The sequence below is a fragment of the Paenibacillus sp. DMB20 genome (assembly GCF_000987955.1).
Classification (GTDB): Bacteria; Bacillota; Bacilli; order Paenibacillales; family Paenibacillaceae; genus Paenibacillus_AQ.
In genome coordinates this window covers 85,393-101,146 of sequence record NZ_LAZU01000003.1, presented here as the reverse complement: position 1 = coordinate 101,146, position 15,754 = coordinate 85,393, and the positions used below count along the sequence as shown (strand labels likewise).

Annotated in this window: 13 protein-coding genes and 3 pseudogenes; 4 read left to right on the top strand and 12 right to left on the bottom strand. The window is 46.4% G+C overall.

Annotated elements, in window-relative coordinates; translation table 11 throughout:
- Nucleotide 1: 1 nt before the first annotated feature.
- From XI25_RS01045 to XI25_RS36675, 5 genes are all read right to left on the bottom strand, one after another.
- Nucleotides 2-1,261 carry a HAMP domain-containing sensor histidine kinase gene (locus XI25_RS01045; RefSeq protein WP_052759402.1) on the bottom strand — a complete coding sequence of 420 codons (1,260 nt, stop codon included), beginning with the start codon at nucleotides 1,259-1,261 and terminating at the stop codon, nucleotides 2-4.
- The gene (locus XI25_RS01040) at nucleotides 1,258-1,941 is read right to left on the bottom strand and encodes a response regulator transcription factor (protein WP_046676955.1); all 684 of its coding nucleotides are present in this window, start codon (nucleotides 1,939-1,941) and stop codon (nucleotides 1,258-1,260) included. The genes XI25_RS01045 and XI25_RS01040 overlap by 4 nt, the downstream gene beginning before the upstream one ends.
- Nucleotides 1,942-2,045: 104 nt before the next feature.
- On the bottom strand, nucleotides 2,046-3,788 hold the full coding sequence (locus XI25_RS01035) for a serine hydrolase domain-containing protein (RefSeq protein WP_235439615.1): 1,743 nt from the start codon (nucleotides 3,786-3,788) through the stop codon (nucleotides 2,046-2,048).
- Nucleotides 3,710-3,958 (bottom strand): hypothetical protein, encoded by a 249-nt coding sequence (locus XI25_RS33955; protein ID WP_235439605.1) that lies wholly within the window; start codon nucleotides 3,956-3,958, stop codon nucleotides 3,710-3,712. The genes XI25_RS01035 and XI25_RS33955 overlap by 79 nt, the downstream gene beginning before the upstream one ends.
- 207 nt (nucleotides 3,959-4,165) lie before the next feature.
- Nucleotides 4,166-5,542 (bottom strand): alpha/beta fold hydrolase, encoded by a 1,377-nt coding sequence (locus XI25_RS36675; protein ID WP_200901334.1) that lies wholly within the window; start codon nucleotides 5,540-5,542, stop codon nucleotides 4,166-4,168.
- On the opposite strand from XI25_RS36675, the pseudogene XI25_RS01025 reads away from it, so the two are divergent.
- Both XI25_RS01025 and XI25_RS36670 read left to right on the top strand, forming a co-directional pair.
- Nucleotides 5,541-6,139 (top strand): annotated as a pseudogene (locus XI25_RS01025) (YitT family protein); the annotation flags it as partial. The gene XI25_RS36675 and the pseudogene XI25_RS01025 sit on opposite strands and share 2 nt — an antisense overlap.
- Nucleotides 6,137-6,412, top strand: a complete 276-nt coding sequence (locus XI25_RS36670; RefSeq protein WP_442950347.1) for a DUF2179 domain-containing protein — start codon at nucleotides 6,137-6,139, stop codon at nucleotides 6,410-6,412. The pseudogene XI25_RS01025 and the gene XI25_RS36670, both read left to right, overlap by 3 nt.
- A 262-nt stretch (nucleotides 6,413-6,674) precedes the next feature.
- On the opposite strand, the gene XI25_RS01020 is transcribed toward XI25_RS36670, so the two are convergent.
- The 6 genes and pseudogenes from XI25_RS01020 to XI25_RS32710 all read right to left on the bottom strand — a co-directional run.
- The gene (locus XI25_RS01020; RefSeq protein WP_046676954.1) at nucleotides 6,675-7,064 is read right to left on the bottom strand and encodes an iron chaperone; all 390 of its coding nucleotides are present in this window, start codon (nucleotides 7,062-7,064) and stop codon (nucleotides 6,675-6,677) included.
- Between the two features lie 34 nt (nucleotides 7,065-7,098).
- Nucleotides 7,099-7,752 (bottom strand): M48 family metallopeptidase, encoded by a 654-nt coding sequence (locus XI25_RS01015; RefSeq protein WP_046677073.1) that lies wholly within the window; start codon nucleotides 7,750-7,752, stop codon nucleotides 7,099-7,101.
- 216 nt (nucleotides 7,753-7,968) lie between these two features.
- Entirely contained in the window at nucleotides 7,969-8,838 is an 870-nt protein-coding gene (locus XI25_RS01010; RefSeq protein ID WP_046676953.1) for a methyl-accepting chemotaxis protein, read from the bottom strand.
- Nucleotides 8,839-8,855: 17 nt separating this feature from the next.
- Nucleotides 8,856-10,309, bottom strand: a pseudogene (locus tag XI25_RS01005) (aldehyde dehydrogenase family protein).
- A 178-nt stretch (nucleotides 10,310-10,487) separates the two neighbouring features.
- Nucleotides 10,488-11,480, bottom strand: coding sequence for a helveticin J family class III bacteriocin (locus XI25_RS01000; protein WP_046676952.1), 993 nt, complete (start codon nucleotides 11,478-11,480; stop codon nucleotides 10,488-10,490).
- 327 nt (nucleotides 11,481-11,807) lie between these two features.
- A pseudogene (locus XI25_RS32710) lies at nucleotides 11,808-11,948 on the bottom strand (aldo/keto reductase); the annotation flags it as partial.
- 279 nt (nucleotides 11,949-12,227) lie between these two features.
- Between XI25_RS32710 and XI25_RS00995 the strand changes: the two are divergent.
- Both XI25_RS00995 and XI25_RS00990 read left to right on the top strand, forming a co-directional pair.
- Complete coding sequence (locus XI25_RS00995) at nucleotides 12,228-13,484, top strand: ArnT family glycosyltransferase (RefSeq protein ID WP_235439604.1); 1,257 nt, start codon at nucleotides 12,228-12,230, stop codon at nucleotides 13,482-13,484.
- Nucleotides 13,485-13,544: 60 nt separating this feature from the next.
- Nucleotides 13,545-13,796: a glycosyltransferase gene (locus XI25_RS00990; protein ID WP_082112160.1), complete on the top strand. Its 252-nt coding sequence runs from the start codon at nucleotides 13,545-13,547 to the stop codon at nucleotides 13,794-13,796.
- Here the strand turns inward: XI25_RS00990 and XI25_RS00985 are convergent.
- Entirely contained in the window at nucleotides 13,793-15,355 is a 1,563-nt protein-coding gene (locus XI25_RS00985) for a malate:quinone oxidoreductase (protein ID WP_268794446.1), read from the bottom strand. The two genes, XI25_RS00990 and XI25_RS00985, sit on opposite strands and share 4 nt — an antisense overlap.
- Nucleotides 15,356-15,754: the final 399 nt, after the last annotated feature.

Here is a 15,754-nt window from a genome sequence, read left to right as displayed (position 1 = left end):
GTCAGACCAGTTTCATTTGAAGCTTGACCGTAAAACCGTTATCGCGATTATGGCACGATATATCCCCGCCCATGCTCTGCATGAGGTATTGGGATATATACAGGCCGAGACCCGCTCCGGTTTGCCCCGAGGCGTTATGGCCCCGATAGAATTTATTGAAGAGCAGCGGCAATTCATCTTCTTCAATGCCTTTTCCAAAATCCATAATCTCGATATGTAAATAAGGGGGAGTTATGCATGAGGAAATATGAACATTGGTACCTGCGTACTTATAAGAGTTGCCCAGGATGTTATCAAAGACCTGCTGAAGACGCGTTGCATCGACAAGAATCAAACATTTCGGAATGGCGTCGAAGGTGATCTTATCATCAAAATTGACATTCGCGATGATCGTATCCAGAACGCTGCTGTACTCCTCGGTAACGTTCACCTTCAGTTCCTTTAGCTCCTCAAGCGTCGCATGGAACATATCGGTTACCAGCCCGTTGATTTGCTCGGCTTTCGAGTGAATCATGTGGAGCTGCCTGATCAGCTTCTCATCATCGAGGCGAAGCAGCATCAGCTCGCTAACCGCTTTGATGGAGGCCACCGGTGTTTTTACGTCATGGCTCAGACTGGCGACCAGTTCCTTTTTGCTGCGGTTGGCTTCATATTCTCTTTGGCGGGCGGTCGCCAACTGTTCGCGCATGATATCGAAACTTTCGGTAAATGCACCGAACAGATTGCTTCTATCCATGCTTAACGGAACGTCCAAATTTCCTCTGGCCACATTCAAGGCAAAGCTTTGCAGCTTCTTGAAGGGCCTGATCACCAAACGGTTCAACATGATGATATATAGCGTGCATAACAGAGCTAATACAGCAAAGGTCGTCAAAAGGACAACAACCAGGTGTTTCTTGCCGCGTTGCACCCTTTGTTCATAATCATCAAAAAGGATCAGTTTCCCTACGAACTTTCCTTCCGCCTTCACGTCCAGAATGATCCCTCTGTTCTTAATAGCATCGTAAACATTCGTGAACAATCCGTCCGAAGTCTCGTAACGAACCGCCCCCTTCTGGTCCAGAACGACAAAACGCTGCGTAATTCCGCCGTAATCGCCTTGGTCAACGTGCTCCCAGTGATTCTCAACCGTCTTCAGCACCTTGTTGACCATAACGATATCCACATCCGTATCCACTTCCGTCGCCATCATCCGTACAAAAACAAGAAGCCCTGCCATAAAAACCGCAACCATCGTCAGGTACACGCATTTGGATTTCAACGTCCACCATCCTCCAGCATGTATCCCTTACCCCATACGGTTATGATATACTGCGGCCTATTGGGATCCTCTTCAATCTTTTCCCGCAAATGACGAATATGGACATTCAGGGTTCCGTCACCCGTAAACGAATCTTCCCATACCTTTGCAAACAGTTCCTCCTTCGTAACCACCCGGTTTTTATTCTGAGCGAGATACAAAAGCAATTTATATTCCAAAGCCTTGAACTTGACCTCTTCACCACTTACACGAACTCGTGACTTGACGATGTCCATCTGAACCCTGCCGAATTCCAGGAAATCCGCAGCGCCGTTTTTTTTATATCTTTTGAGCACGGCTTGAACTTTCGCCAGCAAAATACTGAGCGTATAAGGCTTTTGTATATAATCATCCCCGCCGATGTTGAGCGCGATTAGGATATCGTCTTCACTTGAGCGGGCACTGATAAACAGGATAGGGATATCCGAGGTTTGCCTTAACCTTTTGCACAGATCAAAACCCGAGGTCCGGCCCAGATTAATGTCCAGCAAGATTAGGGAAACCTCGTGTTCCCTCAAAAAACGTTCACACTCCTCCGCGCTCGTTACGTAAGCCGCCGGGACATCAAACATATTTAAATACTCGCAAGTGGTTGCTGCCAAAACAGTCTCGTCATCTACAATCAAACAATCATATTTCATTCTCATTCTCCATTTATCCGCGAAAACTAGGACCTGTCCTTTCCCATACTTAAGATATCATGGAAAAGAACAAGGAGAAACAGTGCATTCATCGCGTAAGGCATTTAATTTATGAAGCGGTAAAAATTCCAGTCGGCCAGCAATATGATAAAACCTGCAAGAAGCATGGTTGAAAGTATTCGAAACCACTTCTGCTGTTTGCTTAACGGAACTTTCCTCCCTCTCCAAATAGAAATGATCAGCATCGGGACAGCGAGAATAAGCAGGATTCCATTTATCGAAATTCCAAAATTCAACGGACCGGCGGTCTCCGTATCACCTGTAAAGGCAAGCAGGAGCATGCGTACTACGTTCACTGCCAAAGCGCTTCCGCATAATATCATTGCGGCAAACCAGCGGCTCGATGAATTCGATGTCGGCGTTTTTTTTCTTTTTTGTATAAACCAGCGGATGAACAATACGATTGGTGCAAGCAAGAAAAAGGCGACCGCTACGACGGCAACGACAAGATGGGTATACAGCAAGGGAAGCGCACGTCCCTTCCTTACAGGTACGATATCCGTTGCCTTTCCTTTGCTTAACCTCGTTATTTTACCTTCTGTTTTTTCAGCATACAGGACTGGAGCAAGTTTATGGATGGAAGGAAACCGGGAGCCGTCCACTTTATAAATATTCGGACTGATCTGCTTGTACTCTCCGGACATTCCCATCACATTTAGGATGAGATCATGCTCGCCCTTCGCTTCAATTTTAATTAATCCCAGGTAGCTTATAACCTCCTGAAAGGTGCTATAGGTGTTTCCCGAGAGCACATAATGCCCCGCCACATCCGCGGATGACAGCAAATCGCCGCCGGACGACGACGGCTCCGTCTCCTTGTTCTTAATGATCAGGTTGATGACCCCCGAGGTTATGCTCTGCTCCACTTCCGCGTTCGTCAAAACGACAATGCCCAGCTGCTCCTCGGGAACCACGACAAGATTGCTGGAGAAGCCCATCGTATTTCCGGCATGCCCTATCGCATAGGGATGGGCATTATATTCCCAGAACCCATGGGCATTGGAAGGGATGTCCTTATGCGGCGAGTAACTTTTGGCAAGCATCGTTTGCAGTGTCTGCTGCCGGGCAAAAAGAGGGCTGTCATCGGCTGTTAAAGCCATAGCGAAGCGGGCCAGATCTTCCGCCGTACCTTTCATGACTCCGGCAGGATACAAAGGTACGTAGTAACGGTCTCTCGCTACAAATCCGCCATCAGACGCAGCTCCGTAACCTGTAGCTGCCGAATCCATTAATTCCGGTCGATCCTGCAGCGTCGGATGGCCCGAGGCATTCTTCATCTTCAAGGGGAGCAAAATCCGCTCCATTTCATATTCGTAGAACGGCTTGCCGCTTAAACTCTCAACCGCAAATCCCGCCAGTGCCGTAGCATAGTTTGAATAGGCTATCACTTTACCCGGCTCGTAAATCTGAGCCGGTTGTGGAGATAACAACGTCTCGGACAGGGATTTCATATTCTCCGGAGACTTGATAAACAGAGCGAGCGGATGCTGCTCAAAACCGGCAGTATGACTCATAATATTCAGCATCGTGATCGGTTTGTCGTAGCGAAGCTTCTTCGCGAATGATTCGGGAAAAAGCTTCCGGACATCTTCGTCCAGCCTGATCTTCCCTTCCTCTACCAATTGCATCACAGACGTCCACACAAAAAGCTTGTTGATTGAACCGTAATCAAATACGGTGCTTGCAGGGTCTACAGAAGTTTGCTTTTCTACATCTGCGTATCCATACCCTTTGGAAAAATGATCCTGTTCCCCCTCGTTACTACAATAGCCGCGCCCGGGCTGGATTTGCCGATATGCAAATTCACATAATGATCGATCTCCTGCTCAAGTCGGGTGTAAGGTATGCCTGAAGGGGTTTGCTCGGTACTCGGGCCCTCGGCAAGGGCGGGAACAGTAAAAGCGATACAAATGATGGCACTTATGAGAAGATTTATGATTACTCTATTAATCTTCATTCTGATGCTCCTTCCGTAATTTATATCATGCCTGCCGTACATCACACGGATTTGCATATCCGGTTACGGCCTTAGTTTCATCATACTAATCCAATCCTTATCCGATCTTTATCCATACCTTAACCATTCCTTAAATCTGCCTGCACTCCGGTACGCCAATCATCTAATCGGCTAAGGATACAAGTTCTTGTCTGTCCTCAGCTCTGGTCAAGAACTTATATCGTTAAAACAAAAAAAGCCGCCAATTGGCGACTTCTTATGCTTAACCCCCTGATGTTGGATAAGCAGAAAATCCAAGACGTCCGACTGAAGCTTTTCATGAAAACTCTCGCGATCAAAGCCGGGAGGATCTTGGGAAGGGAGAAATGAAGGGGCTTTCATCGGTTCCGGAAAAGGACTCAAAAAGGAAAAGTGCCCGGCGTTTTCTATCGTTTTATGTTGAACTTTCTTCCGATCGGCAACGCCCTCCAATATAATCTGTGCGTGAATAGGAGGCGTATACGGATCTTTCTCTGCATCCAGCATCAGAATGGGAATTGTAACTGCATTCAATGCCCCTTCAGCACGAAACCAGACCGACGCCGGCGCCAGTAGGACCAGAGACTGGATTCGAGGCTCCGATGCAACCTTTATGGGTTGCGGTTTTCCGTCCGGAGCCTCGTGCGGAAACGAAGTGGGCACGCCGCTAGCCGCTGCCAGTGCTGTGTAACCGCCCATGGAATGCCCGATGATCGAAACGGCATTGGGTTTTAATTTGCCCTTAAACATCTCATTTTCAAAAATCCAGTCGGCAGTCATCCGAATGTGTCTGGGTCTGTAGATGAGGTTCTTTATCGTATTTTCCAAGCTGTTGTCGTTTCGGTTATTGTACGGATGCTCAGGCATACCGACGATAAAGCCGTTGCGGGCCAAGTGCCGGGCCAGCGTCCGGTACACAAACGGCGAACTGCCGGTACCGTGAGAGATTAAGACCAGGGGAAACCTTTCTTCCAAAGGTTCTGCGTCTCTGGCCAGTTCCAACGGGTATGGCCCTAAGTGCAAATGCTTCAACCCGGCTTCATCCAAAGCCTTCTTCTCCATCGTTCGGAACAGCGTATCTTTCATATCCGTTTGTTTGCGGAATTTTCCCGGCGTGATAGAGAACATCTGTTTAAAGGATCGAGTGAAGGCTTCCTTAGATTCAAACCGATATTTGATGGCGATATCCACGATTCTGAGGTTAGAGTGAAACAAATCGTACGCCGCATGAGTCAGTCTTCGCCTTCTAACGTACTCCGAAACGGAATTTCGTGTGGCCGATGGGATAACAACCCATTCGGCCTTTTGAGCATATGTGCTCAATGCTTCTATAATCACTAAGCTGATAATTACGAATGAAAATCCTATTCCTTTCGGAAAACCTGCATAGAAATAACGGACGTAAACTAGTCTTTCAGTTGCGTCCATATATAGCCTGATTCTGCCTTTTTCATTCATTTCTACAGCTATAATATTTGTCATAGTCCGGCGTACCGATAAAAAAGATAATTTATACCGATAACATTTATTTATAACCAAAAAAGTGAGAAAAGAAGGCCGGATCATGAGTCAAAATCAATCCTTACCGTTCATCAGTAATCCGATCAAAGCTTCGCTTAAACCATTGCAGGAAGTTGGCATTATTCTCATCTCTTCCCTGCTAGTGGCGGCTGGTCTCAATTTGTTCCTGATTCCCCATCAGCTTTTATCCGGCGGGGTTGCGGGGTTGCTTCCATTATTGGTTATATAACCGGGTGGAATATTTCCGTCGTTTATTTTTTGCTGAATGTCCCGCTCATCTTCTGGGGATGGAAGGCGGTCGGACGGAGATATATCGTCCTTAGCTGCGTCTCGGTCGTCAGCGCCACCTGGTTTATGGCTTTGATTCCAGTCATCAAGGTTACTAAAGACCCCATCCTGGCAGCTGTATTCGGCGGCATCATCTCGGCGGCGGGCATCGGCTATTCGCTGCGGGTCGGCGGCTCTACCGGCGGATTCGATATCCTCGGCTCCATCGTAACGCGCAAACGGGACGTTCCGATGGGAAACATCCTGTTTCTCTTGAACGGTATCGTGATTTTGGCACTTGGCTTTTTCCGGAGCTGGGACCTTGCGCTTTACTCCATGCTGTCTACCTTTGTAAAGGGAAAAGTGGTCGACATGATTCATGTCGGGCATATCAAGGTCACCTGCTTCATCATAACTAAGCAAAAAGATCAGATGCTCTGCCAGCTGCGCAAGCTGCACCATGGAATAACATGCATCCATACGGAGGGCGGTTACAGCGAGCAAAAAAACTACACGCTTATGACGGTAACCACCCGTTATGAACTGGCCGCGGTCCGAAAAACGGTAGTCCAAACCGACCCTGACGCTTTTATGAATGTGGTGCAGTCCACGGAAATCGTCGGACGTTTTGCGAGACCGAAGCTTTAATTTGCCGCAGGTTCGTGAAGCTGAACATACATCTAACTCGAACGACGAAGGCTGCCGGATCATGGTTTAGGCAATACTTTTTCGGCTAACAATGTTAGTTTCTTGTCCTCCAACAACTCATATATCAATATGAAAGCCGCCTATACGCTCATTGCTGTATAGAGCGGCTTTCTCGCTCTCACATTCGCATTGCTAGTTAGGTAGTTCATGACCTTCAACGCCTTTAATCCCTTGTACGCTTTGACAATGGATTTATTTTGCATTATTTCTTCTTTGGAGATTTTCGTTCCGCTTTGGCGATATTCTCAGCCACTCTAAACTTTACAATCTTGGTTATCAATTTGTGGGGTATAGGCTTGTCTAACGGAAATTGTATCGTTCCTTTGCCTGCAATATAGGGAGCCAATTCTTGCTTGAACTCCACAATCCCGCTAGGCGTCGGGTAGAAGCCGATATGATGCTTGAACGCTGCAAAATGCACTACATTGCCATGCTGCGCGAACGTCGGCATTTGATAGCTGATCTTCTCCGTCGCTTCAGGTGCAGCCTCACGGATGACCTGTCGGATCGACGCTAGTGTTTCCTGAATGTCCGGTGGAAAGGTTGAAATATAATGATCGATCGATTCATATCCCGTTTTATTCCCGTCCATGGTACGCCTCCTCTTCTCAACGTTCTCTAAAGCATTACAACGTCATGGCTTGTCCATACCTCGCGAGAAACGCTTCCTTCGCTTTGTAATCCGGCATCACGCTTCCAACGCGCCGCCAGAAGGATCGATCATGATTCATGTGCAAGAGATGACAGAGCTCATGAATGACCACATAGTCAATGACCTCGATGGGCGCCATCGCGAGACGGTAATTGAAGGTGAGGTGTTTAGCCGAGCTGCAGCTGCCCCACTTCGTTCGGGACTCCTCGATGATGAAGGATTTCGGTGTGACCTTCAGCTGCTTCTGATAGATTTTGATACGTTCCCCGATCACCTTCTTGCAGCTTGCGAAGTAGAACTTCTTCAGATCGCGTTGAAGCTCTTCTTCCGTTCGCCCATTCGTCTCGATTAACTCATGCAGCGAATAATATTGGCCAAGATGAAGAAACTTGCCTTCCTCATCGTATTCTCTGACCTTCGGAGCCGTGCGAGCTGCCTCAATCGCCTGCAATTGCTTCAAAATCTTGCTCCCATGCTGCCTCACTGCGCTCAGTACCACATCAGCACCTGTATGATTCGGCGCCTTTACCGTAATCAGTCCCGAAGGGTCGATATGGATTGAGAGCTTTTTGCGTGGGCCGTATTCCACATGAAATTCGATTTGTTGTTGTCCTAGTTCAATTTTCATCATCAACATCGTTTCTATAAAGGTTTTATTTCATTCACTATCCCCTATTGTAACAGAACGAAATGGCTCAAGTCTGCTTAGCACTCTTCTTGACAGGTTTGCGTTTTTGTTTCTCGCTCTTCGGATGCTCAACTGGAAAAAAGCCACAAATAAAAAGAAGAAATACATGATAACCGTATTTCTTCTTCCCTGTCTTTTGAGCGGCATACAAGCCTCTTATTGATTGTTTTCTTTTGAAAACAACGTTTCTTCAGCAACCTGCGCTAATTCCTCTGCTTTTATGCTTATCTCCTGGATCGTTGCGGAGAATTCCTGAATGGCCCCTGACTGGGTATCGGTTAGCGTATAAATATCGGAAAAAGCATGATTTAACCGGAGCAAAAGTTCCTGAATATTTTTGGTGATGCCATTGATCTGGTCCACATTTTCTTTAGAGCTCGTCGCCAGCTTCCGAATTTCATCGGCTACGACGGAAAAGCCTCTCCCCACTTCTCCTGCTCTTGCTGCTTCAATGGCAGCATTAAGCCCTAACATGTTACTCTGATCCGAAATCTCCTTAACAACCGCGGAAATCTTGCCGATCTGCTGAGCGCTGGAGCTTACGTCTTTCATTTCGTTGGTTACGTCGTTCACACGGTCGGTAAGATGAGAAACGGATTGGCTGATTTCTCCAATGGACGCAGTCGTCTGTTCGACAATAGCGGAAAAACTTTCGGCCATCTCAAAAAGCTTATTCGCTTTCTCAAGGCTTGTACCCATGCCTACACCGCCGATAACCCTGCCCTGCTCGTCATGCAGCGGGATCGCGCGTGCAGCAAGCGGAAAACCAAACAGCTCTTTCGGAACGACCGCCGATAAAGTTGTATTATTTCGAATCGCATTGGTCACAATATCCCCCTCCATTAGAGGGTCGCCCGGGCTGACATTGAGCGAGAAGGTGTTGCCCGGAATGTTGATGATCAGCTTTTCCGTGTCATAGATACCAATGGTGATGTCATCATGAGTGAGATTTTTCAGCAGTGGAGCTACCCTTACAAAAGCTCTGATCAGCTCATGCTGTGTTTGCTCTTCAGTCACGTTATTCATGCTTTCTCCCCCAGCCCTTAGTACGGGAATTTCCTTTGTCCGTAATTAACCGAAATCCACTTCATCGTCGTAAATTCATCCAGCTCCATTCCCCATTCAGACGGCCCAAGCCGGACTGCTTCTCTCCGCCAAAAGCTACAATCGGCTCGTCGTTAATGGTGATATCGTTCACATGGATCATGCCAGTATGAACCTTCTTCGCTATTTCTACACCGCGCTCAAGATTGGAGGTGTGAATGGCCCCGCTAAGCCCAAAACGCGTATCGTTGGCAATTTCAATGGCTTCCTCTTCCGTTTCGAACGGCATGATGCATACAACCGGACCGAACAACTCCTCTTGAGCTACAACCATATCCGGTTTGACATTGACGAGGACTGTAGGCTCTACCATTCTACCGGTAATCTTACCTTGTACTAGGGGAACAGCGCCCTGCTCAATGCCTTTTGCAATCAGATTCTGCAGTGTCTCTGCTTGACGGTTGTTGATGACGGGTCCAATGATGGTCTGAGGATCACTCGGATCGCCTGTTGTAAGCGTCGAGACCTTCTCTTTGTATTTATCTGTAAACTCCTGATAAATGGACTTCTGCACAAGAATCCGGTTGGCCGACATACAGATCTGGCCTTGATGCGTGAATCTGCTGAATGTCGCCGCTTGTACCGCATAGTCGATATCCGCATCCTCCAGAATAATGAACGCGCTGTTACCGCCGAGCTCCAACAGCGGCTTTTTGAAGTTTTTGACGGCCAGTTGGCCGATATGGCTTCCGACCTTAGTGGAACCCGTGAAGGAAATGATTCTCGGAATCGGATGCTCGACGAACGCATCGCCAATCTCCTTGATATCCGTCACCACAACATTCAACAGGCCCTTCGGTATGCCCGCTTCTTCGAAAATCTTGCCGATCAGCGTTCCGCCCGTAATCGGCGAATCCTCATGCGGCTTCAGCACTACGCCGTTGCCGGCACCCAGCGCTGGAGCAACCGATTTCATGGACAAGAAGAAAGGGAAGTTAAACGGACTGATAACCCCAACCACGCCGACGGGGGTCCGATACAGCCGGTTCTCCTTGCCATCCTCTGTAGAAGGCAGGATCTTACCTTCCATTCGAAGCGGGAACGTAGCCGCTTCCTTAATCATATTTTTCACAAGACCGATCTCGAATGCTGCCTTCAGGCGCGTTCCACCCAGTTCCCGAACAATAATGGACGTTATCTCTTCCTCATTCGCTTCTATATATGTAACAGCTTTCTCCAGGATGTCGCGTTTATGGTAAGGGTTAACCTTGTCCCACTCCAGCTTGGCTTTATAGGCAGCCTGATAAGCATCGTCAATGTCTGCAACGCTCGCGATTTGAAAAGCGGTGATAACCTCATCATTATATGGATTGATGTCAGACAGCGTTTTACCGCTCTTGCCCTCTCTCCATTCCCCACCTATAAATTGTTTTCCTAACATTGAGTAATCCATATTAACCCTCCCATGTCGAATAATTCCTATCTAGCTTATATAATATATCGACTGAATTCCGGTAATTGTTAAGCCGGATTACCGATAATACAAAAAGCCGCCAATTTGGCGACTTTTCATGCATGCATGTTCTGTCCTCCGAGAACTACGCCGAGCTTGATTGTCGCTAGTTTGGCGGTTATTTAAATACGCTATCAGGAATGTAGTAAACTTTCTGCGTATTTTTTTTATTTACGGGATCTGTAACGATCGTAAAATAAACGTTACCGTTCTTGGTCTGTACTCCCTCGATTTCATGGTTGCCCACATTTGTAATTTTCACAAGGGTTCTGTATGCTCCTGTTTCTGACATCATGGCAATCTGCGGAGTTTCACCTTCCGCGCCGCCTGACGTATATATTTCCGTTTTGCCGAGCATGTCGGCGCCCTGGAAAGATCCGTTCGGTCTGACTATAGCACTTCCCGACTGCGTAAAGCTTGTAACGCAGGCGCTTACCGCTGCCGCACTGTCCATTCGTACTTGTTCATTGCCGTCAAGAAGCTTGTTGAGCGCTACCGTGTCATAAATGGACCAAGTTACGGTTCCTTCTTTCGTTTGTACGCGGAAAACAGTATGGGTACTGTTGCCGCCGCCATCAACACGGTATGTCTCGCCTAATCTTGCACCGGTCTTATTGGCGTAATTCATATAGGTGAACCGGCGAAGATCCGCGTAATCCACAGTCTTGCCGGGCGAATATTGAAGTCTTGCCACCTGGAGCGACCAGTAATAATCTGTTGAAGGATCTGCTTTTGAACTAAAGTAAAAGTAATTTGAGCCATTGTAAGTATACATATCCAGGGTTTGGCAATGACCTGTGTTGGTGACGGTCATTTCATCAACGTACGTAGCGTCATTTCCGTTTATGAGCAATCTTGATAGATAGCATGTTCCTTTAGACCGCTGAGTTACGTAAAGATACTTATCCGCGATATAAGCTTTCTGAACAGCCACGTTGTGAGTAAGTCCTTTAAGATTGTAGGCGAGTGTCGCAGAAGCGTTTACCGTTTTTTCAGGAGTTGCCGCAAATACGGGCAAACCGGACATTCCCAAAATAAGAAGTGCGAGAGTTAAAGACGTGAATATTTTTAGTTGCCTTTTCATAAGACTGGGCGCTTTAATTTCAGACATACGGATACCTCCATAATAATAAATAATATCTTTGGACAGCCCATACAACGGTACCGAACATAAAGTGGTAAGGCTTCATAGGCCATATCATTTTCCCTCTACATCATGCACCTCTCTTCGAACTTTTTACACTGATCGCCGCCATAATCATAGCGGGCAGCTTTTGTCATGGGCAATAGAATGCATACCTCCTTTCTTTATTCCATCGTTGCCGGATAGAGATTTAAAGCCAAGTTTTGTCGGAGGGGGAGTACTCTTCCCACACTTCATGTCAACATTACTATAATTACCATAATCTTACTAGTGCTGAAACAATCAAATCACTTAGGTCGTAATCCCCGCGTCCAGCGCAGCGCGAACACAGGCAAGTGCCGTATCATTATCCACTTGGGCACCGTGGGTAATCCAATTCCCGAAAGCAATCTCGCTTACCGATAAGCCGCTGGCACCTAATTTTCGATAGATCATCTTCACTTATCCTCCTTCCAGGTAATAATAGGATTATATCCTGTCTACCTAGACTAAAGTCTTGTCGCGGGTTTACCTTTAGACGGGGGACTCTTCTCTCAATAAATGATACCCTCATCTTTATAAGGACTTGCGAAAGGAGATCATTTTATGGTGAAACGAACCATTGTTAGAACCACTGCTGTTTCTGGTGGAGTGCGCAACTGTTAACGAAGGAAGTGAATCAAGTACATAGCTTCAAAATGAACGATAAATACTACGGGAGAGAAGGTACTTGTCTTGTTTTCATATGTAATAACGGATCCTAAAGAAAGACGAATCTTGAATGGACTTATGGCTTTCGTATTGGTGATGTCCATGACAATCGTTCTATCCTACGGAGACTACTTTTATTTGGGGGATCCGAGCAATCCTAACAATGATGACGTGAAATATATTCAGACAGCAAAGTTAATGCTGAACGAAGGTACGCTTGCCTATAATACAGGAACGCATCCATCCGCATTCATCATGCCGGGTTTTCCCGTTATTTTAGCGGGATTCATGGCGATCTTCGGACAGGACGGCGGAGGAGTTATAGCCTTTCGCCTGTTCCAGTGCTTGCTTCAAGCAGGCTCTCTGTATTTGATCTTCATTATCGCACGGTATGCGTTTAACTCGAGAATCGCCTTTATTGCATGTGTGCTGAGCGCACTATACCCCCCCGACTACTTCTCATCAGGCGTTATTCTCTCTGAGACGTTCTTTCGTACCGTCCTATTGCTGTTGGTCTGTGTATTCATAACCGCCGTACAGTCCAAGCGATGGGGTTGGTATGCGCTAATAGGAGTACTTACCGCGGCAGCAGCTTACTTTAAACCGCATGCTTCTTTATTTCCGGCTGTACTGCTTATTCTATGGTGGAAGGAGAAGTACACTTGGAAAGAGATGCTGCGATTCACATGTATCATGGGTATAGCATACATAATGCTGCTATCCCCATGGTGGATACGCAATATGATCACGTTCGATCGCTTTATTCTGTTTACGGAATCCGGTGGCAGCCCGTTTCTGCTGGGTACTCGTATTTACAATCTGATGCCGCCTGCGGGCTTTTTTGACGCCTATCCTCAATATGATCCCGAGACGATCTTTCACGGCTCTGACTCTAGCGCAGTGGCCGCAGGAATCGATATTTTGAAATACGGCTTCACTCATGAGCCGCTCATTTATTTGTGCTGGTATACGATAGGCAAGTTGATCGGGCTCTACTTTGAGTCCTATTACTGGCGCCCTGTACTTGGAATAGGTCTAGTGGATATGCATGTTATTCAAGCGCTGTTGATTGGATTAAGCGTGGCGGGAATTGCGCTCTCTCGAAGAATAAGCAGCTGGCGACGCCAGTTGCCTGTGCTGCTGACGATCGTGTATTTTACTGTGATCTATATACCGTTTATAGCTTTTTCGAGGTACGGATATCCGACTATCGTGTTCCTGCTTATGTATACTGCTCTCGCTATTGATCAACTTACAACTTCATATGATAAGGCTTCATAGACGTAAAAAAAGTAACCAAGTGTCAGCTGGAAGGACGATAAATGTGAACGCAGGAATAAGCTGGTCATTATACCTGCCTATAATGAGGAGAACAGTATTGGGGCAGTGATTCAAGATATTTACGTACATACTGAAGATGTTGATGTGCTAGTGATTAATGATGGATCTACGGATCGGACTGCTGAGATGGCATGCTATCTCGGCGCAAAGTACTGTCGGGTGCCTCTAATACAAAAAAGTCGCCAAAGTGGCGACTTCGTCGATTTCCTTGAGTTAACATCAATTTTTTGCTTTTTCATCCAAAGAAATTAATTTAAGACCGGTACCTTTTCGATGAGGCCGAGCGCCTGCGCTGTTGAAGAATGAATCTCTTGGAAGAGCCCAGGATTTTCCGCTAATGAGACGCCATAAGAAGGAATCATTTCTTTTATTTTCGGCTCCCACTCCTTCATATGCTGCGGGAAGCATTTTTCTAATACTTCAAGCATAACGTGAACGGCAGTAGAAGCACCCGGAGAAGCACCGAGCAATGCAGCTACCGAGCCATCGGCGGCACTAACGACTTCCGTGCCAAATTGAAGCGTTCCTTTACCGGCATCCGTATCTTTGATGACTTGCACGCGTTGGCCCGCTACCACGATGTCCCAATCCTCGCTTTTGGCGTTCGGAATAAACTCGCGCAATTCTTCCATGCGCTTTTCGTTCGATAACAGCACTTGCTGGATCAGGTATTTTGTCAATGCCATCTCTTTTACGCCTGCCGCCAACATCGTGAGCACATTATTTGGTTTTACGGAACCTATCAAATCAAAATAAGAACCCGTTTTTAAGAACTTTGGCGAGAAGCCTGCAAACGGTCCGAACAGCAACGTCTTTTTGTTATCGATATATCTTGTATCAAGGTGCGGAACAGACATGGGAGGAGCACCAACCTTGGCTTTACCGTATACTTTCGCATGATGCTGCGCGGCAACTTCCGGATTGTTGCATACCAAAAATAGCCCGCTTACCGGGAACCCCCCAATATGCTTGGACTCGGGAATGCCTGTTTTTTGCAGCAAAGGCAGACTTCCGCCCCCGCCGCCGATAAAAACGAATTTTGCAGTATGGTACTCGACTGTTCCGCTATCGATATCATGCACTTTCAATTCCCACGAGCCGTCGCTGGTACGTTTAATATTCTTGACGCCATGCTTGTAGTTTACCTCAACGTTTTTATTCTTTAGGTGGTCAAATAGCATTCGCGTTAAAGCGCCAAAGTTGACATCCGTCCCAGAGTCTATTTTTGTTGCCGCTAACGGATCATTCGATGTACGTCCTTCCATGATAAGCGGAATCCATTCCTCCAGCTTTTCAGGGGCGTCGGAAAACTCCATTCCTTGAAACAGGGGATTTAATGACAGCGCTTCAAAACGTTTTTTCAAAAACGCTACATTTTTTTCGCCTTGCACCAAACTCATATGAGGTATTGGCATGATAAAGTCCTGCGGATTGCGAATCAGATCGTTGTTTACAAGATAAGACCAAAACTGTCTTGAAAGCTGAAACTGCTCATTAACTTTTACGGCTTTGCTAATATCGACGGATCCGTCCGGTTTTTCGGCCGTGTAGTTAAGTTCGCACAATGCAGCATGTCCCGTTCCCGCGTTATTCCATTCGTTAGAGCTTTCCTCTCCTGCGTTTGCCAACTTCTCAAATACCGTAATTTCCCAGTCCGGAACTAGTTCTTTCAGCAGTGTCCCCAAAGTCGCACTCATGATTCCGGCTCCAATTAAGATGACGTCCGTTTTTTTCTGTATGCTGCTCATGATATCCTTCCTTATCTCTATATTTGAAAAAAGAGTAAGCGCTCCCTGCTTAGATGCCGCAATAGCAAGGCGCTACCCGTGAACACACCTTCTCTGTCTCAAACATAACCCTATCATAGTCTATTATAATTATTAATAGAATAAAATATCTACTATTATCTAATAATTATAAACGATTTAGACTGGAAGTGCGTCCACGAGGCCGTAGAAACAGACAAAAACCAAGTCATAGATAGCTTATTTCGATGTGAATGACTTTTTAAATGAAGAGTTTCCCCTATTTGGTAGATTCCGATTTAGCCTCGCACCCGATGTTTTGGGATAATTTATAAATAAAAATGACACAAGAATACCTGTGTCATTTTTGTTTTTAATGAGATTCTATTTTATAGATTACTTATTTGCCTATGCAAGGAGCTATCAACCTTTACCGAACGGGAGATCTTGCAATTTCACGGTATG